Origin of the sequence: Lysinibacillus sp. NPDC095746 (genome assembly GCF_044763535.1) — a bacterium.
Classification (GTDB): Bacteria; Bacillota; Bacilli; order Bacillales_A; family Planococcaceae; genus Lysinibacillus.
Map to the genome: position 1 here is coordinate 12613 of NZ_JBIWGL010000019.1, position 20863 is coordinate 33475.

General features: G+C 34.8%; 20 protein-coding genes and 1 pseudogene. 4 read left to right on the top strand and 17 right to left on the bottom strand.

All coding sequences use genetic code 11. The features are described from left to right. Positions 1 to 18: 18 nt before the first annotated feature. The 3 genes from ACIQ7N_RS14885 to ACIQ7N_RS14895 form a co-directional block, all read right to left on the bottom strand. The gene (locus ACIQ7N_RS14885) at positions 19 to 1404 is read right to left on the bottom strand and encodes a HAMP domain-containing sensor histidine kinase (protein WP_402933379.1); all 1386 of its coding nucleotides are present in this window, start codon (positions 1402 to 1404) and stop codon (positions 19 to 21) included. After that, the gene (locus ACIQ7N_RS14890) at positions 1401 to 2075 is read right to left on the bottom strand and encodes a response regulator transcription factor (RefSeq protein WP_248719070.1); all 675 of its coding nucleotides are present in this window, start codon (positions 2073 to 2075) and stop codon (positions 1401 to 1403) included. The genes ACIQ7N_RS14885 and ACIQ7N_RS14890 overlap by 4 nt, the downstream gene beginning before the upstream one ends. Before the next feature lie 191 nt (positions 2076 to 2266). Continuing rightward, positions 2267 to 4294 carry a diguanylate cyclase domain-containing protein gene (locus tag ACIQ7N_RS14895; protein WP_402933383.1) on the bottom strand — a complete coding sequence of 676 codons (2028 nt, stop codon included), beginning with the start codon at positions 4292 to 4294 and terminating at the stop codon, positions 2267 to 2269. A 555-nt stretch (positions 4295 to 4849) separates the two neighbouring features. On the opposite strand from ACIQ7N_RS14895, the gene ACIQ7N_RS14900 reads away from it, so the two are divergent. Beyond that, positions 4850 to 5398 carry a GNAT family N-acetyltransferase gene (locus tag ACIQ7N_RS14900; RefSeq protein WP_132357919.1) on the top strand — a complete coding sequence of 183 codons (549 nt, stop codon included), beginning with the start codon at positions 4850 to 4852 and terminating at the stop codon, positions 5396 to 5398. Between the two features lie 132 nt (positions 5399 to 5530). On the opposite strand, the gene ACIQ7N_RS14905 is transcribed toward ACIQ7N_RS14900, so the two are convergent. After that, complete coding sequence (locus ACIQ7N_RS14905) at positions 5531 to 6607, bottom strand: undecaprenyldiphospho-muramoylpentapeptide beta-N-acetylglucosaminyltransferase (protein ID WP_402933386.1); 1077 nt, start codon at positions 6605 to 6607, stop codon at positions 5531 to 5533. A gap of 512 nt (positions 6608 to 7119) precedes the next feature. Here ACIQ7N_RS14905 and ACIQ7N_RS14910 point away from each other — a divergent pair. Further along, positions 7120 to 7755, top strand: coding sequence for a cyclase family protein (locus ACIQ7N_RS14910; RefSeq protein WP_402933389.1), 636 nt, complete (start codon positions 7120 to 7122; stop codon positions 7753 to 7755). 228 nt (positions 7756 to 7983) lie between these two features. Here the strand turns inward: ACIQ7N_RS14910 and ACIQ7N_RS14915 are convergent, their stop codons facing one another. From ACIQ7N_RS14915 to ACIQ7N_RS14970, 12 genes are all read right to left on the bottom strand, one after another. Further along, positions 7984 to 8139: an NPCBM/NEW2 domain-containing protein gene (locus tag ACIQ7N_RS14915; protein ID WP_402933391.1), complete on the bottom strand. Its 156-nt coding sequence runs from the start codon at positions 8137 to 8139 to the stop codon at positions 7984 to 7986. A 67-nt stretch (positions 8140 to 8206) separates the two neighbouring features. Beyond that, positions 8207 to 8554, bottom strand: a complete 348-nt coding sequence (locus ACIQ7N_RS14920; protein ID WP_402933394.1) for an NPCBM/NEW2 domain-containing protein — start codon at positions 8552 to 8554, stop codon at positions 8207 to 8209. A 541-nt stretch (positions 8555 to 9095) separates the two neighbouring features. After that, positions 9096 to 9395 carry a hypothetical protein gene (locus ACIQ7N_RS14925; RefSeq protein WP_402933397.1) on the bottom strand — a complete coding sequence of 100 codons (300 nt, stop codon included), beginning with the start codon at positions 9393 to 9395 and terminating at the stop codon, positions 9096 to 9098. 596 nt (positions 9396 to 9991) lie between these two features. Next, positions 9992 to 10714 (bottom strand): CAP domain-containing protein, encoded by a 723-nt coding sequence (locus tag ACIQ7N_RS14930; protein ID WP_402933400.1) that lies wholly within the window; start codon positions 10712 to 10714, stop codon positions 9992 to 9994. A 370-nt stretch (positions 10715 to 11084) separates the two neighbouring features. Continuing rightward, positions 11085 to 11990, bottom strand: coding sequence for a CobW family GTP-binding protein (locus tag ACIQ7N_RS14935; RefSeq protein ID WP_402933402.1), 906 nt, complete (start codon positions 11988 to 11990; stop codon positions 11085 to 11087). 82 nt (positions 11991 to 12072) lie between these two features. Then, positions 12073 to 13578 carry a lmo1851 family serine protease gene (locus ACIQ7N_RS14940; protein WP_402933405.1) on the bottom strand — a complete coding sequence of 502 codons (1506 nt, stop codon included), beginning with the start codon at positions 13576 to 13578 and terminating at the stop codon, positions 12073 to 12075. A gap of 354 nt (positions 13579 to 13932) precedes the next feature. Beyond that, positions 13933 to 14667: a peptidoglycan recognition protein family protein gene (locus ACIQ7N_RS14945; RefSeq protein ID WP_402933407.1), complete on the bottom strand. Its 735-nt coding sequence runs from the start codon at positions 14665 to 14667 to the stop codon at positions 13933 to 13935. Between the two features lie 210 nt (positions 14668 to 14877). Continuing rightward, a complete protein-coding gene (locus ACIQ7N_RS14950) occupies positions 14878 to 15642 on the bottom strand; it encodes a GNAT family N-acetyltransferase (RefSeq protein ID WP_402933410.1) in 765 nt (254 codons plus the stop codon). A gap of 340 nt (positions 15643 to 15982) precedes the next feature. Then, positions 15983 to 16726, bottom strand: coding sequence for a polysaccharide deacetylase family protein (locus ACIQ7N_RS14955; protein ID WP_402933413.1), 744 nt, complete (start codon positions 16724 to 16726; stop codon positions 15983 to 15985). Between the two features lie 319 nt (positions 16727 to 17045). Continuing rightward, positions 17046 to 17363: a hypothetical protein gene (locus ACIQ7N_RS14960; RefSeq protein ID WP_402933416.1), complete on the bottom strand. Its 318-nt coding sequence runs from the start codon at positions 17361 to 17363 to the stop codon at positions 17046 to 17048. A 32-nt stretch (positions 17364 to 17395) separates the two neighbouring features. Continuing rightward, complete coding sequence (locus tag ACIQ7N_RS14965) at positions 17396 to 17869, bottom strand: hydroxymyristoyl-ACP dehydratase (RefSeq protein ID WP_402933419.1); 474 nt, start codon at positions 17867 to 17869, stop codon at positions 17396 to 17398. A gap of 190 nt (positions 17870 to 18059) precedes the next feature. Then, positions 18060 to 18257, bottom strand: a complete 198-nt coding sequence (locus tag ACIQ7N_RS14970) for a hypothetical protein (protein WP_402933422.1) — start codon at positions 18255 to 18257, stop codon at positions 18060 to 18062. 50 nt (positions 18258 to 18307) lie between these two features. On the opposite strand from ACIQ7N_RS14970, the pseudogene ACIQ7N_RS14975 reads away from it, so the two are divergent. Both ACIQ7N_RS14975 and ACIQ7N_RS14980 read left to right on the top strand, forming a co-directional pair. Further along, a pseudogene (locus ACIQ7N_RS14975) lies at positions 18308 to 18667 on the top strand (IS1595 family transposase); the annotation flags it as partial. Between the two features lie 184 nt (positions 18668 to 18851). Beyond that, positions 18852 to 19385, top strand: a complete 534-nt coding sequence (locus ACIQ7N_RS14980) for a hypothetical protein (protein WP_402933424.1) — start codon at positions 18852 to 18854, stop codon at positions 19383 to 19385. Positions 19386 to 19872: 487 nt separating this feature from the next. Here the strand turns inward: ACIQ7N_RS14980 and ACIQ7N_RS14985 are convergent, their stop codons facing one another. Further along, positions 19873 to 20628, bottom strand: a complete 756-nt coding sequence (locus ACIQ7N_RS14985; protein ID WP_402933427.1) for a glycosyltransferase — start codon at positions 20626 to 20628, stop codon at positions 19873 to 19875. Positions 20629 to 20863: the final 235 nt, after the last annotated feature.

The following is a 20863-nucleotide window of genomic DNA, read 5'->3' on the forward strand; positions in this document are numbered from 1 at the left end:
ATAAAGCATGGATTTTTCTCAATATTTCAGCGGGAATTTCAGCAAGAAAACGGTTCCAACATTTTTAACACTCTTGACTTCCACAGAACTATTGTATTTTTCAAGTAACATTTTTGTAATACTAAGCCCTAAGCCTGTACCGCCTATTTGACGATTTCTTGCCTCATCAACTCTATAAAAGCGATCGAAAATGTATGGAATGTTTTCCTCTGCTATACCAATTCCATTATCTTCTATTTTTACCGATACTTCCTTTTCTAAAACAGATAGTGAAATTTGAATCTCAGGAATTTTTTCACAATAACGAATTGCATTCTCTATTATATTACGAACAATTTGGCTAAGTGCATTTTCTGTTATAAATAATCGCCCTATTTCTTCATCTTTCGACAGCAATATTCGAGCATCTGGATGAAGGAGTCTTGTTTCCTCTATAACTGCTTCTATAACAGCTACTGCATCAGCCTCACTTGTGATGTCCTTTTCTTCACGACGTGCAAGTTCTAGTAATTCTTCGATCATTTTACGCATCCGTGCAATTTCAGTTAATGAAGTTTCAATAGATTCCTCTAAAATTTCTGGATCATCCTTCCCCCATCTTTTCAATAGGGACAGATGTCCTTCAATTGCTTGGATAGGCGTCCGTAACTCATGAGAAGCATCCGCAACAAATTGTTGCTGCTTTGTAAATGATATTTGCAATTCATTCATCATCGCATTGTACATTTTCAATAAATCACCAATCTCATCATGAGACGTGTAAGATAATTGAATTGGCTCATTAAATCCTTTATCCATAACGGTTTTCATGGATGCACGTAATGCATGCAACGGCTTCGTCAAATAGTTGGCTAGATAATAGCCAATTGAGGCTGATAACAATAATGCTCCTATGCCTGCAATTAGCATTGTCGTCAATAAATAATGCATCAAAGACTCAAATTTTGATAATGGATGAATCACCTGGATATAGCCTTGAATGAAACCGAGCTGAATACGTTGATTTATGACAAAGACATTCTTTTTATCAATCGTCATTTCCATAATTTCACCTAAAGAGGTAATTGGTGCAACCTGTGAATTTTCATTAATACTTAAAATCTTTTCACCATCTACATTAAATAATTTAACTGTTTGATCGCGATCTTTAATAGAATCTAAAAGACCTTTATTTTGATGTATCTCCTGAATCGTAAGGCCAGGTCCTTGTGACTCAAAAAAATACACCAAATCATCGCTTGCCCGTTTTATTTGACTTGCCTCGTCATTAAGTAGCCATGTATGCAATGAAATATATACAACAATACAAATAATCGTATAGCTAAAAAATATAACAGCACTAGATGTGAGCATCCATTTTTTTTGTAGTGACTGATTGACTAAATAATCTCTTAATTTTTTCATTCGCGCATCACATACCCCACACCACGAACGGTTTCGATATAGGTATTCATATCACCCGGTAGTTTATTTCGCAAATGCCGAATATATACATCTACGACATTTGTCTCTATATCCGTATCATACCCCCAAACAGAGGTTAAAATTAGCTCTCGTGTACAAACTTTATTTTTATGCTCTATCAATAATTTTAATAAATCATATTCTGTTTTCGTTAAATCAAGTTTGTTCCCTTGAACAAATACTTCATAGGCCGCTACATCTATTTCGATATCACGAAAATGTAATGAACCCCCAATTTTTTCATCGGGTGTCACCCGACGTAGTATTGTACGAATTCTAGCTAATAGTTCTTCAATAGCGAATGGTTTTACTATGTAGTCATCTGCGCCAGCATCTAAGCCAGCTACACGGTCCATTACAGCATCTCGGGCCGTTAACAATATAATGGGAACCTTTGACTGTGTACGTATTCGACGACAAATTTCAATTCCATTTATCCCCGGAAGCATGACATCTAATAACAGTACATCAAAATTATCAGATGAAGCTAGCTCAAGTCCTTCACGTCCATCAAATGCGACGAATACATCGTAACCTTCATGCTTTAATTCTAGCTCCACAAAACGAGCGATATGCTTTTCATCTTCCACTAAAAGTATCTTTTTAGGCATTTCTTCACCTTCTATTCTAAAGTAACTATGAGGGGTTTCCTCTATAATACCGTTATAGCATAACATCAAACAAAAAGTCTGTACCACAAGTAACTACTTGTTTGTACAGACTTTTTCAACTTCTTTCAGCAGCAAATGTTTTATGTCGCGAAAGCAAAGCGACAGCTACAATTGTGCCGAGACATAATTGATTAGGCGTCAGTAATATAGAGATTATTTTTCCCAATTTCCTTCGCTTTATATAAAGCTTGATCTGCTAATTCTAGCAATTCATTTAGTGTGTGACCGTGATCCGGATAATAAGCGATACCAATGGAAGCAGTTGGAGCAAAGTAATGACTTTCGATTGTCCAACCCTTTTTTAGTTCATTACGAATGCGATTAATAATATCCATTATTTGCGTATGTCTCGTCTCATTATTTCGAGTTAAACCTGTTAGGACGACAACAAATTCATCGCCACCCATTCGTATAACTAAATCATGGTTACGTACAGCCGTAATTAAAACTTGGCCAAACATTCGGATAAAGTCGTCCCCTGTGTCATGGCCGTACTGATCATTAACTCGCTTAAAATCATCCCCATCGATATAAAGCATAGCTAAACACTCATTCCGTTCTTGCGCTTCTACCAATAGTTTCGGAGACTCCTTTTGTAAAAAACGACGATTTGGTAGTTGTGTTAACGTATCGTGATAAGCTAAATATAATAAATCATTCTCTCGTTCCTTACGATGCGTTATTTCACGGGATACCATCATAATTTGTGAAACTTTTTCGCGTTCAGGATCATGAACAACTGTTACGTTTCCTTCAGTCCAAACGGGCGTACCGTCCTTCGCCCTCAACAGTAGCTCAAACTGCGTTTCCGTTTGGCCTGAATAATTATTTAAAAATGTTTGCCAAGACTTCTTACTTTGTTCATCGACAATGTTACTATAAAACTGGCCTTGTAATTCTACATTTTCGTAACCTAAGAAAATCTCATAGGAAGGCGAGGCATAAATAATGATACCATCTTCGTTTGTAATGACGATCAAATCATTTGTATTTTCTGTAATAAGACGGAATGTGCGTTCAATATTTTTCAATTCCGTTAACATTCTTTTCTTGTCCGTAATATCATAGTTAATGGATAAATATTGTTCTGTCTCCCCGAATTCATTCTTTAATGGCACTATAGATGCTTCTACCCAAAAATCAGCATGGAATTTTGTACGGTAGCATAGCTCCCCTCGCCAAATATCCCCCGCTTTAAGCGTTTTTTTAATTATTTGTAATAAGTCCCCTGCATTGTAACGAGGCTCTATTAAATTATAAGGCTGACCTATTAGCTCTTCTGCCGTGAAGCCAGTCGCATTTAAAAACAAATCATTAATTTCTAAAATTTTAGCATCCCTATCTAAAACAGCAATGGAAGCTGCTGAATTTAGAGCAGCTTTAAAAACTTCTAAACCATGAGATTTTGAGCGTAACTCTGCTTTTTGTTCAGTGAATTTTGTGCAATCCTGCATGAGAAGAAAAATAGCAAATGAATGATCCCATTGCATAACCGGAGATAGTGAAACTAAATACATGCGCTCTTTTTTATCCAGTGTATGAAGCTTGATGAATTTTTCGCCAATATTTTCGCCCATAGCTGCTCTTTGTATATAGCTCTGGATTTTCCCTACTTCATCTTTAGGAACAATTGGTAGATCGACAAATAATTGCTGTTTAATCGTTTCTGTATCTAATTCAAAGTCTTCCGTGAAGCTGGAGTTCACCTCATAGATAGACCCTTCAGCTGATAAGATGACTGTAGAAAAAGAAGCATGGTCAAACATTGAGCGAAGAAATAAAAACTTATCTTCGATACTACGATCATAGTGAATTTCTTTTGTTATGGCTAAAACATAGTCTTCATTATTATGTTTAATCGGTCGAACAGATGTCTCATATTTACGAACTTCTGATTTATAATAGGCATAATCGACATAATCAACTTGACTATGCTTTGCAATCGCTTGATTGCAGTTTTCTTGAATTATAGAAAAAATTTTCCGACTTGAGGTAAGGGTGGAAAGCATTTTCCCAATCGCCTCATGTGATAACAAAGCTCGAGCTGCTTTATTTAAGCGAATATATTGATAATCGTCTCCCACTTTTTTCATTAAAAAGACAAAATCTTTGCCAAAAAACAATTCATTAAATAAATCTTCGCTTAAAATATATTCCATGCTGTCACCTCCCCATAAGTCGCTAATAATAATATAGAATTTTTAAATAGCTTTTGTATATACAAAAAAATCAATAATACTATTATAACATAATTTAAAAGAATCACCCTTCTTGAATCAGAAAAAATTTATCCTTTTAAGGCTATTTTTTGATATTTTACCTTTTTCGATAAAATAACATAATTCTAAAGAAACACTTTTCAAGTATTTCCACTCTTAAAAATGATATTTTAGACTTAATGACCCTCGAAAATTATAAAAAACAATTTTTAACTATTTATGCAATTATTTATTTTTCAGAATTTACCGACTAATAAACTTATTTTTTGTTTTAGCGAGGAAATTGATTGCATAAAGCAGTATGAATGTTATATTATATTAAAAAAACTAGCCTTTTTTCGGTATGGTCGAAAAATCAGTAAGACAGCGGGAGATTATGGATATCATAGTTTTAACGTCTAGTTCTTTGGGTTTTAATTCCAGTACGAATTTTAGTTTTCTTCTTTATGTTTTAAAGGAATTGTTTTAACTACCCTAGTAAAGGAGGCGTTTCGTATGCTTAAACATCGAGACCTACATGAATGCACAGAGCTCTATGAGCTATTATCACACCCTTCTGTTTTCCCTTTTGTCCGTCAAAAAGCCACATCAGCTGATGAATATTGGTTTATGACAAAACAACTGATTGAAGAAGAAGCGAAGGGACTCGCTATTTCAAGGACAATTACTGATGATTGGGGTCAACCAATCGGCACCATTAGCATTCATGATGTCGAGGATGGTGCAGGCTTTTTAGGAACGTGGATTGGACTCCCTTATCAAGGGCAAGGTTATAACCAAAAGGCGAAAATGCTTTTTTTGAATGAACTTTTTTTTGACTATAACTTCCATACGGTATTTCTCCGTATTCGTGTTGAAAATATAAAATCACAGCGTGCAGCTTTAAAGCTACCCTATATTATGAGTGCGAATGAAAGTCACCCAACATTATTAACACAGGTTAATAGCGGTGAGGCGCAATTTAATTTATATAAAATTCCAAAAGACTTGTTTTACCTTACAACAGCCAATCAAATGGCAGAAGGCGAAGAACAAGCGATGTAATCTACTTTGGATTTTCATAAAAAAAGCTATGTGTTCTGTCTTGAGACATGCACATAGCTTTTTCTGTTTGCTAATATTAATTGCTGTATTGTGCTTAAGTACAAACTTTGCACTAGGCACTGACTACCAAATCTACTTTTTATATTGTAAAATCAATTTTGCCATTTCTTCTGGCGTCTTCGGTCTTTGTGTTTTCTCCATTATTGCAACCATTTCTGCTTTACGCTCTGTTAACACATGAACCGATTTTTTAAAGGATTCCTTTGTTAACTCTTCTTCTTGCAATACTTCCGCGTAACCCTGTCTTTTAAATAAGTTGGCATTTAATATTTGGTCACCACGACTTTTCTGTGCAGATAATGGTACTAATAACATCGGTTTATGAAGTGCTAAAAATTCAAAAATCGAATTGGAGCCAGCACGTGAGACGATAAAGTTTGCCGCATGTAATAAATCCGGTAATTCTGTTGTCACATATTCAAACTGCTTGTAACCAGGTGTAGACTCTAATGATTTGTCGTAATTTCCTTTACCACATAAATGAATGATCTGAAACTGTTTTACAAGCTCCGGTATATTTTGACGGAGCGCGTCGTTCAAGACAACTGATCCTAGGCTCCCACCCATCACAAGAAGAACAGGTTTTAATGTTGTAAAGCCACATAATGATAACCCTTTTGCTCGATCTCCCATAAATAACTCTTGGCGAATAATGGAGCCTGTGCATGTTGCCTTTTCTTTCGGTAAGTGCTGTAAGGTTTCTTCAAAAATCGTGAAAATGTGTGATGCAAATGGTATCGCAAGTTTATTGGCCAAGCCAGGTGTAACATCTGATTCATGAATGACTACAGGAACACCAGCAAGTTTTGCAGCCATGACAACGGGTACAGAAACAAAGCCACCCTTTGAAAAAATTACTTGGGGTTTCACTTTTTTGATAATACGAAAAGCCTGCATAATTCCAGCAAGCACTTTAAAAGGATCTGTAAAATTTTTCATCGAGAAATAACGACGCAATTTCCCACTTGAAATACCGTAAAACGGAACATTTGGAAACGCCTCGCCTATTAATTCTTTTTCAATGCCCTCGTCTGAGCCAATATAATGGACATCATAACCTAGCTCTTGTAAAGACGGGAGTATCGCTTGATTGAGCGATACATGACCAGCTGTCCCTCCACCGGTTAAAATGATTGTTTGTTGTTTCACATTAATTCTCCTATTCCATCAATTAGGCATTAGCATAATTGCGTCCAGAATCGACTTTGTACTTAGGTCTGCAGATGTTGTTTGCGCGAAAGCGTAGTGCTAACGCAGCGACAGCAACTGTTTTGTCTGTGCGAAAGCGCAGCGACAGCAACAACAGTTAGCCGTTATCGCATGGATGCGATGTTTTTTAGGCTAACATCCTTTTTTAAATACTTTCCGATTCCGTGACATCCGCTTGTAGCCATACTACTTTTTGTATACAGTCTTTTATTTTACTATATGCGGACGAAAAGATATAGATGAAGCTTTTAATTTCTTTAAGTAAACGTCTTTAGTGCCGAAAACGCAGCGACAGATATATTTCTTCTTGTATCTCTTTAGTGTAGGTATATAAAAACCGCTAAGCTGGAAATAACGAATCTATGTTATCCGCTTAACGGTTATTTAAACCTAACAAAGTGGCTTTTTTTAATGGTACAATTAATAAATCTTAATTACAGCGAGGTATAATAATGAAGATTATTGATTTAACTCACACATTAACTGAAAAAATAACAGTCTACCCAGGCACTGATCAGCCATCATTAAAAATAATATGTAATCATGAATCTGACGGATTTAAAGAAACAGCTTTAACTTTGACTTCACATACTGGCACGCATATGGATGCGCCAAATCATATTTTTAAAGACGGTATTACATTAGATGTAATCTCAGTGGAGCAATTTGTAGGTAAAGGTTTGGTCATCGATTGTAGTGATCTTACAGAAGGTCAAAAAATAACTTTAGACAGAATAAATAAAGTGAAGAAAAGAGCTGATCAAGCTGATTTTCTTTTATTTTATACAGGATGGGATCAATACTGGGGCACAGATAAGTATTTTGGTGACTACCCACACATGACAGAAGAGGTTGCTGAATACCTAATTAAAAGTAATAAAAAAGGTGTAGGGCTCGATGTCATAAGCATCGACTCTATGACAAGTTTAACAAATCATAAGAAAGTGCTATTTGATTCAAATTTTGTCATCGTTGAAAATTTAACTAATCTCGGTGAAATAGGCAATGAACTGTTCACGTTTTATGCTCTACCAATGAAATACGAAAATGCTGATGGTGCTCCTGTCAGAGCTATTGCAATATTATAAGAACATGCAATAACCAGGTACTCAATCGAGCGCCTGGTTATTAGTTTATTGCTTCAGGACTTTTTCGAAATTAAATCCGTTAAAAGAGATAATTCGTAATGATCCTGTACTTGCTTTTTCGAGATACTACACTTTTAGTGCAATGTTGGCTCCACCCGTATAATACCACAGTTTACATGGGTAACAACCTGGAAACCAAACTCTACATTCGCAAGTGACTTGTATTTTTTATTTAAACAATTTCGCATCTGCCCAGTCGGCATGATCATTGTCAATATTATCATTCGCATTATACGCAACTAACTCAAGTGTATTTTTTCCTGCGATATCTACTTCTACGTGTTCAGCTGGTTCGTTTGATTTTTTTACCGGACTTATATACAAATTTTACCATCAGCAATTATCACAAAATTCACAGAACCATGACCTGGCGCTACTTGATCATCTATTCCTAATCAACTGTAAATTTAGTATACTGTCCATTCAAATTATACTTAATTGAACTATTTGCATGCGAGCCAATCCCTTTATCATATTTCACACCATTAATAGATAACTGTGTTTTATAAAACGATTGTTCCTTATTATAAGAAGAATTATTAGGTGTCATTTGCTCTATATCTCCTATAACTGAAGTAGGAGTTAACTCATCACTTAAATACACAGAGACAGGAGCAGCTAAAGTAGTTGTATTTCCACTTACAAAAAATGTACCAATAGTAAGCATTAAAACCACAGCTAATCTTAATACATTAAATCGAAAACCTTTTGGATTAAAAACGTGCTTTGTGTTTTTCAAATCATATCCCCTTTCGATTTTGAAGTACAATCATATCTTTATATAAATAACCAAAATTTTCAAGAACTTTTATAATTAGGATCAACACCAAAACGTGTGGTTGATTTCCGTTCCGACCGGGCGCTTTCCTGGGGGCGTCCGATGAGCCGCTTCGCTGCGCTGCAGGGTCTCATCTGTGACGCTAATCCCCGAGGAGTCGCCCAGTCTCCACTCCAATCAACTATTTACATAGTAGACGTTTTAACAAAAATCATCCACATTTTTTGTGATGAACCTATAATTGTAAATATTGTTAAAAATCAAAATTAGAATATAAAATAAAAACGTAATCACTTTATTACATTGACCTACTGTCTATGAACATTTTTCTCGCTCCTCGCTAGAACGTTTGATTTTAATTTTAATTACCTCAGAATAAACGCTCGCATTTTAGCAAAGAGAAAATAATATAAAATTAAAAAAACTCAGGTACTCACATTTAGTGAGCCCTGACTTTTGATTACAAAGATAGTTATTTTTAAAAAAGAAGAGTTCGTTGAAACTAATGATGTAATACTGTATTCCCTTCTTGAGGAACACCTGTATTATTTATCCCCCATGTATTAAAGATAATTGGGTCACCTGGAGTGAAAAATGGTGTAATTGGATCAGGTGGCGCGACGGGATCAGGTGGGAGCATTACAAGCACCTCATAAACAAGGTCAACTGATTGCCATGCATTTTGCGGAGTTGCATGAACGGTGAAAAGTTTTTTAGCTGGAATAGTAAATGTAAGAGGCTTAGGTGTTCCATTAAAAAGTGAAGGTTGGGATTCTCCACATAAAAAAGCGTCCTTTGGCATTTCAGCTTGATCACAAACTTTGCCAATCTATTACTGAAACTGTCACTGTTTGAGATGTATTTGTTCTATTCAGAAGCGTAACCACAATCGTCTCTGTTGCTGGATTTCTCCATATTGCTCCTGTCGTAAAATTATTAGGAACTTGAGGTAGAGCAGAACTACCGAAACAAACTGGACATGAAGAAACTTTATTTAATCGAAATACATTATTGTTGCAATCACAATTGCATGAGGATTTTTCCATTTCACTACTCCCTTAAATTCAATTGATATTAATAGAATATGACTATTTATCAATATGGTTTAGGAATACTAGGTATTAATTGTATAGTTTAATTGATTCGGCATTCGATAAAAAGCTTCATTTCGAGAATAGCGTTATTAGCAACCGCCTATTTCGTGTATGTTCCTGCAATTAGCCGCCACTTTATTGATTATGCACATAAATAACACCAAGGAAAGTTTTTACAACACAAAAATGAAAAAATCTCACTACCTACAAAGCCTAAATTCCTGATTATGTAATGTTATATAAAAAAAGATGTCCACTAAGCCTTTTACGTCTTAGTGGACCCTATTATGCAATAAAGCTATTATTATTTTTGGATAAACTGTTGTGTCCAGTAGTTACCTGACTTCACATAACCAACACCAATATGCGTAAATTTCTCATTTAAAATATTCGCACGGTGACCTGGTGAATTCATCCAACCTTGTACTACTTCTTGAGGCGTACGTTGACCTTGTGCAATATTTTCACCTGCACTCTTATACGTAATACCTAAAGCTTTCATACGATCAAATGGAGAACCGAATGTTGGGCTTGTATGTGAAAAATAGTTTTTAGATTGCATATCTTGTGATTTTTCACGAGCAGCTGCCATCAGTTGATCATCCGTTTTAAATGGTGCTAAACCAGCTTTTGTACGTTCAGCATTCGTTAATTTTACTACTTCTTGTTCAAATGCATTCACATCTGAAGTAGTTGTTGATGGTGTAGACTGAGCTGGTGCAGTAGCTGTATTATCTTTTTGAGCTGTTTGTGTATTGTTAGTTGTTGTTTGTGTATTGTTAGTTGGTGTTTGATTTTTTTCTGGTGCTTGTGTTTCTTGTGATGGTGCTTGTGTTTGTGGTACATTTACATACCACTTATGATTTGACCATTGGTTTGACCATTGATTATTTGACCATTTATGATAAGAAACTTTATTACAGTCTGATGTTGTGTTCCCCTCTGTAGTATTTGCTGCAGCGGAAGCCATTTGAATTGGAGCTGCTAATAAAAATGTTGCACAAATTGCAGTTAGTGTTTTTTTCATTTTTGCAATTCCTCCTTCTCTGCAAACAATCGTAAAGTACGAATTTAATAAATTTCTTGCCAGCATCTGCTAACAACACCATCAGAGACATAAATTCGCATCAAACAGAGGGTTTTTGGCAATAATTTTTAGCAAGTTCCACCAGCCTATGAAATACTTACGTTTCAAATAGGGTTGACACCTCTAAAAAACTATTAATTATTTTCAATATTCAAATAGAGAGGCGAGCAAAATAAAGTCTTAAAATAGTGATTCACACTTCCTTCATTTTACTAATCCACAAAAAAATCTGCCATGATTACTACTTACATAAGACAAAATGAACGGAACTTTCATGTCTTATTAGTAGTAATTAGCAGATTTTATATGTCTATATATTAATACCTATAACGTTTAAACTACTTACATCTTCACCAATAATAACGAGTTTTGCGGGCATTTTTACGTATTCTGGAAGCCATTGGACCATGCCATACGCATATTGAAACAGCATAGGATTTTTTATACCTTCAATTGGCACATAGCCTTTCATTCGATACACGTTTTCAGGCAATGTGCGCACCCAATCCTCAAATTGCTCCTGTGTAAAGTCAACATCCTTAAATTCAACTAATCGTGAACCAAGATGCATTGATGCTATTGGGGCTTTCACAACATCTTGCTTATCCACCTGAGCTGTTGCCTTTAAATCTTCTAATAAACGTAACGGTACTCGACCATTTGTAGTTTGCAAAATAAAGGCATGAGGATTGAAGCCTTGTAGCTCATAAACAACCTGTGCCTGCTCTGCCTCTGTTAATAAATCTGTTTTGTTGGCCAGCAATAAATGTGCGTGACGGATTTGTTCCATAAATAAGGAGCGTACTTGTGGAGTTAATGTTTCCCGATTAAGCCACAGCTTCGAGTCAGCGACCGTGACAATTCCTTTGACATTTAACTGTTCCGCAAATAACGGTGAATAAACAGCGTCTAATGCTTCAACAGGATGTGCAGCACCTGTTGTTTCTATAATTAAGACATCAAAGTCACTATCTAATAGAAGAGATTGAATTTGAGCCTCTGTTTTCTCAGCGCCAGAGCAGCAAATACAGCCCTCTAGCATTTCCTTAAGCGGAATATCCTTTTCCACAGCCTGTGAGTCAAATGGGAGTTTTCCTAGCTCATTCATAATAACAGCAGGCTTTAAATTTTTTTCCTTTAGTTGTCGAATAACATCTGTTAGCATGGATGTTTTTCCACTTCCTAAAAAGCCACTAAATAAGTATACGTCCTTCACAATTATTACCTCCGATAAAAAAAGCTGTCGCAAAAGGCCACTTGAGACGCCTGCTGCGACAGCTACTTTGTTAGTTTGTAGTTTACTCAGTTTTTGCTGGTGTACCAGTAAGCAGTTCTTTTGCTTTTAACAATTGAGGGTCATCTGCTTTTATTTTAGCACGTAATGCATCCATTAAAGCATACGTTGTATCGCCAGTTAAAACGCCAGTTTCTTCAAGACCACTTGCAGCTTGCAGTTTTTTCACTGCACGTTCTGTGGATTGATCAAAAATACCGTTTGCTTTACCAGGCTCATATCCTAAAACTTCTAGCATTTCTTGTGCCGCTTTTACAGAGTTAGACTGCATATCCTTTTTCATTTCCATAGATGGATCTAAATATGGTAATGATGCATAAGATGGGTATGACACTTTAACATCTGGTGCAATTCCTTTTTCGTGAATCCAGTTACCGTTTGGTGTTAGCCATTTACCTGTTGTGAATTTTAGGTTAGAGCCATCTTTTAATGGTGTGACATTTTGCACTGTACCTTTACCAAACGATGTTTCTCCAACAATTTTAGCACCGACAGACTCTTTTAATGCTCCAGCTAATATTTCAGAAGCAGAAGCACTGCCGCTATCAACAAGGACTGTTACTGGAATATTATATTTTTTACCAGCAATAGCATTGGTAATTTTCGGCTCTTCATCTTTTTGTTGTACTTGGACAATCGGTTTACCTTCTGGAACAAATAAATTCGAAATTTCTATTGCAGCATCTAGGTAACCACCTGGATTTTGGCGTACATCTAAAACGATACCTTTCAAGCCCTTACCTTCGTAATCTGCAAGAATCTTCTCAAATTCTTTTGCTGTATCTTCGCTAAATGACGTGATTTGAATATGGGCAATATCCCCTTCAAGCATTTCACCATAAACCGTTTCAACCGGAATTTCATCACGGACAATTGTCATATTAAGAGGCTCAGCGTTTCCTTCCCTTTTCACGGTTAATTTTACTGGTGTTCCTTTTTCACCACGAATACGAGCTACCGCTTCAGATGCACTTAACCCATGAATGCTTTTTCCATCTACAGTTAAGATAATATCTTTCGGTAATAGTCCCGCTTTTTCAGCAGGTGAATTTTTAATAGGTGACACAACTGTAATAGAGCCGTTACGCTCTTGAATTTCCGCACCAATTCCTTGGAAACTAGAAGACAAACCAGACTTAAATTGATCTGCTTCTTGCTTCACCATGAAATCAGAATACGGATCACCTAAAGCGTCAAACATGCCATTAATTGCGCCATCGACCACTTTCGCATCGTCGATATCTTTGTAATAGTTGTTTTTAAGCAAATCATAGGCTTCGTACAATTTTGAAAATTCCTTACGCACAGTCGGTACTTTTACTTCCACTGCTTTCTTATCTCCAAATGTTAACGCAAATATTGTTAAGCCTGCAGTAATAAGGATTGTAAAGAACATCAGCATAATAAATTTAAACGGTTTCATTTGTATAAATTGTCCTGCTGGTTTCACTTCAGTAGGGGGTGTTTGTTCTGACTGCTGTTCTATACTATCTTTTTTCTGTTCATCCATCTTGATTGTCACCACTCTCATATACACTAACTTGTTGTCACACTATTACCATCTTAACAGGTTATAGAGAAGACGAAAAGAAAAAGACTGTCAAAATTTCACGACAAATCTTGTCCTACAACAATCTTCATAAAATCCAGCATTTCTTAATCACTATATTGTTAGGCACATTATTCTATGTAGATGTTATTGCTTTAGATTTTGTAAAAGTAAAGGTGCCCTTGAAGTACTTCTAAAGGCACCTCTATTATCTGCTAAGTTGAAGGTATATAATGGTACTGCTTTTCTATTTTACCCGTTTCCTCGAAGCAGTCAACTAAAATCCTCATAGAATATTAGAAATTACATATCCTCTTATGCATCTTTAATATACGTAACTTGCGCCAATTTAGCATTTTTTATTTTCATCTCTGCATTTTTAGCTGCATTGATTCCTGTAAAAGTTCCAGTTCTAATACGATAATTTGCACCGTCCTGCTCAATGTAAACAAGCCAACCGAATGTTTTTTTCATCACCTGTGCCGCGCTTTCTGCTGCTATAAGCGTACTATATGTTCCCGTGAAAATTCGATATTTTTGTGTTTCTACTGGAGGTATTTGAGTATCTCCAGCTTTTTTTACCATGTCGATAAATTGAGACCAAGGTACTTTTCCAGCACGAATATTACGAGGGCAATTTTTTCCACTAAAATAATTGTGTTGAACAATATTTTGAATTGTTATATTTTCATCTTTTATTATTTTCGCGATAAGATTCACTGCATTGTCCACCGCTTTTAAATAATCTCCATCACTATTTACGCAAATTTCCACTTGAATTCCTTGACTATTACCAACATACGTTCCTGTTGCCCAGCACTCCCAAAAATGTTCAAAGGATTGTACAGCTTCTTTGTCATCTACTTGCCAATGCCAACTAGCTTCCCTACTATTATCATTTATTTGTAGACGTGCATGTGCGTCAGCATCAGCACCAACGCTCGTATTGTCGGTTTCATGAACGACAATATACTTTTTTGCATTATTTTTACCATTTGTAATATTCATTGCTTGTGAAGTAGATACTAGTTTTTGGCGTATTGTTACCAAAGGTTTCCCCCCCTTCTTTTTGTCATAATGTAAAAAGCGGGATCATTGAACTTTAATCATACTATCTTACCTTTTGAGTTCGAAAATAGATATTAAGTTCACTCTATATTATGAACCTTTTGTAACTTCTACTATGTTTTTATAAGCATTAATAACCATATATTCGCACTTAAAATTTATTGACTATTTTGGGTGAGCGCTGAGCCGTTTTTAACTTAGTTCTTTTAATTTTTTTATAACAGAATGTACTGTTAGTCTATGAAAAGTTAGAAGCTGCCCTTTATAAATGACAGAAAAAATACCGTACGGGGTGGGTGATAATGCCATCAACTTTTCTCTATCCTTAAGATCAACAAGCTTAACTTGTATATTCAATTTATTTGCACCAGTTATAATATTTTCTGTAGCGATTTCAACATATGGACATTGGAATGACCGTAATATCGTTAAGTCGTTAAATTTTTTTAATCTGTCCTCCCAATCATTCGGAAAATATGGTTGTTCGACTTCGTTGCTCAATGGGTAGATAAGCAATTCAAAATCATAGGGCGCCGTATCTATAAGTTGAAAATCGTTTTTCAAAAAAATCTCTTTACTTGGTGCCCATGATGTTTTTGAATTCGTAATAACAACAACCCCTTTTTTTGCTAGCTTTTTTGCATCTTCTATACATTTATTGATTAATCGAGTTCCGTAACCTTTTCCAACTGTACTTACCCATAAACAATGAATCACTAAATAACCGTCTGCATATACCACTCTTGAGGAATTTTCTGCTTCTGTATATTCAATAAACCCAACTTGTTTTTTATTGTCCATTACTTGCACATATTTTAAGCCTTCCTCAAATCTATTGTTCAGCCATTTGTTCTTATTTAAATATCCGCTTGATTTCTTCTTACTTCTAAGACAAAAACTCCCAGTGCCCTCTAAAAACTCATTATTACATTCAACTAATTCAACGTTACACAACAATACCAATCCCCCTCGTTTCTTTAGCGTAATTGTACCTTTTTTGAATGATAAACATAATGTATGATTGATTTCCGTTCCGGCTGGGCGCTTTGTTGCTGTCGTTGTATCGCTGTCGCTTATATAGCTTTCTGGGGGCGTCCAATGAGCCTCTTCACTCACGTTGCTCTCAACAAATCTTCATAGATATGGATAAGTCATTCCTAGAAAATGAAAAATCAGGCTATTTACAGCTTTAGCCTGATTTCCCAACGGAATAAAATTATTAATTTTAAACAAATATATTATTTGAAATTCTAAATTTACAGCATATAAAAACAATGTAAACGAACACATTTGAAGCCTATTTGTTTTTGTCTTTTTTATTTTGCACTTCGAGTAATTCAGAAACTGTGACAAATTTATATCCTTGCCTTTCCAGCTCAGGAATTATTTTTTCTATCGCTTTTACGGTTTGATGACGATTTCCGCCTCCATCATGAAAAAGAACGATATTTCCTTCTTTGACACCGTTTAGCACTGTGTTAACAATTCTATTAGTCCCTGGACTTTTCCAATCTAAAGTATCTAAATGCCATGACCACATAACAACTTTATATCCTTCTTTAGCAATCGCTTGAATCATTGCATCTGAATACTGTCCTTCTACAGGGCGGAATAGAGTAGGCTTAAATCCTGTGATGTTCTGAATGACGTCATTCGTTTGATTTATTTCCTTTAGTAAATTCGGCACATTCGTCCTTAGAGGATGCGTAAATGTATGGTTGGCTAATTCATGACCTTCCTTATACATTCTTGATATGACCTCAGGATTTTTTTGCGCATTTTGACCAACAATAAAAAAAGTAGCTTTCGCATGATATTTGGCTAATACATCTAAAATCTGAGATGTGTACTTCCGATGTGGACCATCATCGAAAGTAAGGGCAACAATTTTTTCATCCGTATTGATCTCCCAGACAATTTGTCCCGCTTCTTCATAATACTTCCTTCCTTTATTTTCATATTTCTCTGCGCCGACTTCTGCATAAAAAAAGGAAACAGTTAAAAGGCAAAAAATAGGGAATAAAAACAGGAGTTTTTTCAAATCTTCACTTCCTCAAATAAAATATTTAGTACCTTATTATTTGAGGAATGTTAAAAAAAATGCTCTTTTTTGATTTTTTGTTACAGTGTTTACTTTAGTAATAGTAGCTAGAGGATTTTGAATTAAAACGTAGGATACTTTTTATCACTGACTAAATAGCTATTCCTGTTACTAACGATTCAAAATCTGATTCATTTTAAATATCTGTTTCAAATGATGCTCCATATGGTCAAGATAATCTTGAATAAGCCACTGTAGAGTTATTAATTGATTATTTTCAAAGCCACATTGTAGAGCGAGCTTTTCATTAGGGATATTTTTAAGAACATATATAAATTTTTTTATTTAAGCTCACCCATAGGTTCATTACTTCATCAAAAGGTAACTCTTGATACCCTTGAATTTTCACCCAATGAACTTGGTCATACGGTGTTAATAGAAAGGGTTGCTTTTCGTATTGTATTTTAATGAACCTATCCAAATTATTAATGGCTGAGTCGCATAAATGGCCTAATATCTCTTTTTTTGACCACTTTTGAGGCGCTGGTCGTTGTGAAATCTCTAGTTCAGACATATGACGAAATTCGCCAGGAATGTTATCGATCAAAAAAAGTAATTGATCTATAATTCTATGCACATTTTTCACACCCCTATTGATATTGAAATTAGCTATTTATAAAAACTTAAATAATAGTCAATTAATTTAATGACTTCATTTATTTTTTTATATTCTTTTTCTATTTTATAGGAAATAAACAATATAGCTAAATTAAAACTCAAAACTGCTAGAGCAACGATTTGGACAAGTGATATGCCAGTCATCAATTTAATATTAATTGCTGAGGCAATTATTGTAATCAAAGATAAGATGACACCACATAATGTAATAAAAATTGGCTTTGATCTAATGATTTCATTTGCTTGTAATTTTAACACATCTAGTAAAAATCGAATTTCTTGCAATTTATATTGTTGATCAAAAATCACGAAATAGGACATATAAACATCGTTTGTTATATTTTCATTCAATATATTTTTATGAATTTTTCTCACTAATTGATCACAAAAATCTTTATCTAATGCTTTTTCAGGTACGAATAATTCCTCTTTATTTTCAAAAACATTTGTGCCGGGATGCTTCAAACCCCTCATCCTCTCATACTGGTTTACCTGATTTAATGACCTTATTAGGAAAACTCTTTTATAACTAAAACATAGTCACCCAAATTTTTCAGATATTTAAATTATATGAAGGGATGGAAAGGTAGTATGTTAGTTTGGATAAAAATTTTATTGGAAGTTTAGTGACTGCGGGAAACATACATAAAGATCCTTAGTAAAGTTGTCGATAGACAGCTAATGCATCCGTAATATTGAACTGCTCTGTTCGTGAATCACCTTGAGCTACTGTTACTAGAATATACTCCTCGCCTTTAATTGTCGCTAAACTTGCTAAACATAATCCTGCTTGCTCCGTGTAGCCAGTTTTGCCGCCAATTATTTCACCCCTTGTATTTTCAATAGCCTTCAAATTTTTAAACATTCGACTCAGGAAGAAAGCTTGCCATAGAAGTAGCCCATTCTTCTTTGTTATGCACGGATACCACTACCAATTATAAAAAATTTGCAGCAGCAAAAAATCTTAAACACGAACAAGTTAATCTTAATGAAAATCAACGAGTAAAAAAAGGGATATTCCATATACAACACGTTAATAACTTCCATCGCCGTTTGAAAGGATGGATGGAACGATTTCAGGGCGTTGGTACGTATTATTTGGATAGTTACCTTTACTGGTATCGTTGGCTTGAGTTACATAAAAACTTGGCATTTGAAAATCAGGTAGAGCAAATGCTTATTTCAACTTGTCAAAAATCTAACTATTTCACAATTGAAGCAATAAGAAAAGGCAAAGAGCACCATTTATCAGATGCTTTTTAAGCGGATTCAGTGGTTTGCTGTTATTCAATTAGCGAAGCAAAAAGAGGTTTTCGCTGAATTAATATGGTGAATTTGATAAAAGGTGGAATTTTTTATTATTTCTCCTTATAATATAATATACAATATATAAGCGTGTGTTTTTATACTACTAGATTTTTTGTAAGTAAAAGTGTGGGGTGGTTAATTGAATTTTATTACTTGGTCAATTATTGCAGCAGAAATTGGTTTTTGGATTGTTATAATACTCGGTCTAACTTTACGTTATGTATATAACTTTAAAAAAATGGGATCGTTCTTTTTACTTCTAACACCCGTGATTGATTTGTTTCTGTTAATCGTAACTGCTATAGATCTATTAAAGGGTGGAAATGCAACAACGTCTCACGCAATTGCTGCTATCTATTTAGGTGTGTCGATTGCTTTTGGAAAGAGTATCGTTCGTTGGGCTGATGAAAGGTTCTTATACTACATAAAAAAAGAGGGAACAAAACCTGAAAAAAAGACTGGTTTCGCATATGCTCGTAATTCTTTGAAAGGGTCTTTTCAGCATTTATTTGCATATATCATCGGAGCAGGATTTTTATTAATATTGATATACTTAGTAAATGATGCGGACCGTAGCTCTAAATTTTTTGAAACACTAAAAGTATGGTCTTTAGTACTGGGAATTGATTTTATCATATCTATTTCATATTTCATTTGGCCACGAGGAAAATAGTTATTTTACATAGAAGTAAGTAAAATATTTTAAAAATAATGAATGTTTTTTCTTCAACTAACCAGAGCCTTCGTTAAATTTTCGATTCACGAAATATCAAACCGAAAAGACAGATTTATCCTACACATTTTGTAGATTAAATCTGTCTTTAACAGCAACAATCTTTGAGAAAACAGCCTAAACATAAAAACAACTCCTTTTATCTAACCTCTATTGAAACATAAAAGAAGGAGCTCTTGTTTTAATAATCTATGAAAGAATTCTTAAGGTTTCTTAAGAATGTGTTGGAAGCATAACAGTACTTGAAGCTCATATTGTTCCTCCATGAACATGGACTATTTTATTGGCAATTGCAAGACCAAGACCAGCTCCACACTATCATGCAAGTCTTATTATTTAAGAAAATCCAAAGAATCACACATAAAAAACCACTCGTTTGATAACGAAGTGGTTTAAAGAATTTTTATGTTGAAATAAAGGTGGTTCATTATCTCGCTTGATCATCATAATAGGCTTCATTAGCAGCCTTCTCATTTGTGCCCTTTATATAGGCTAAAATCACATCTGGCCGTTTTAGTAACATCCAGTCACCATAATGGTCAAATCGTCTGCACGAAGTAATCATTCCATTTTTAATCGTTCCGTATTTTTTACCGTGCTTCTTGCCCCACTGTTTTAAACGCTTAGCAAAATCAGCATCTTCAGCCATTAGCATATTTTCATTAAAACCATTTATTGCCTGAAAGTCTTTTTTATAGCACCAAAAAATCCCTACAGAAATAAAACCATACTTAATCAGTAAAGGAACAATTAGTAGCATGCTAGATACTACTATACCTAAAGACATTCTTTCAAAATTTCCGTTCACGCCTCCTCCAATGAATTGGTTGGATGCTAAGTGCTTTTCAACTTCAGTTAGCATGTGCTCTGTCATTCGAGTATCAGCATCAATTGTAACGAGAATTTCGCCTTTTGCTAACGCGGCTCCAGCATTTCTAATTTTAGATAAATTTTTATCGGTATTTTCCAATGTCACGCAATTGTAGGATTGTGCAATTTCTTTCGTTTTATCGGTACAACGATTTAACACAACAATAACTTCTACTTGATCTTTATATGGTTGTGCAGCCTTTGCAATCGACTCTAGACACCCCCCAATATAGTTTTCTTCGTTATGAGCAGGTATTATAATAGAAAATTTCACATCAGGAACATCTTTTATAAATGGTGTACTTTCCGACATATAAAATCTCCCCTTAATAAGTAGTTCTCGTTATTTTAATTTAAGTATACATGTAAACGCTTCCCTCAATATATTTATTTTTGGGTTTTTATGTCTATTCTGTAACAATATTTACACTGTAGTAAAATGAGTTAAGTTCCATTTTGACATCACATTCAATTTTTCGGTCAAAAAAATAGAGTTGATTTTGTGATTATCAACTCTTTCGTCTTATTTTATTTAGGATTGTTATTCA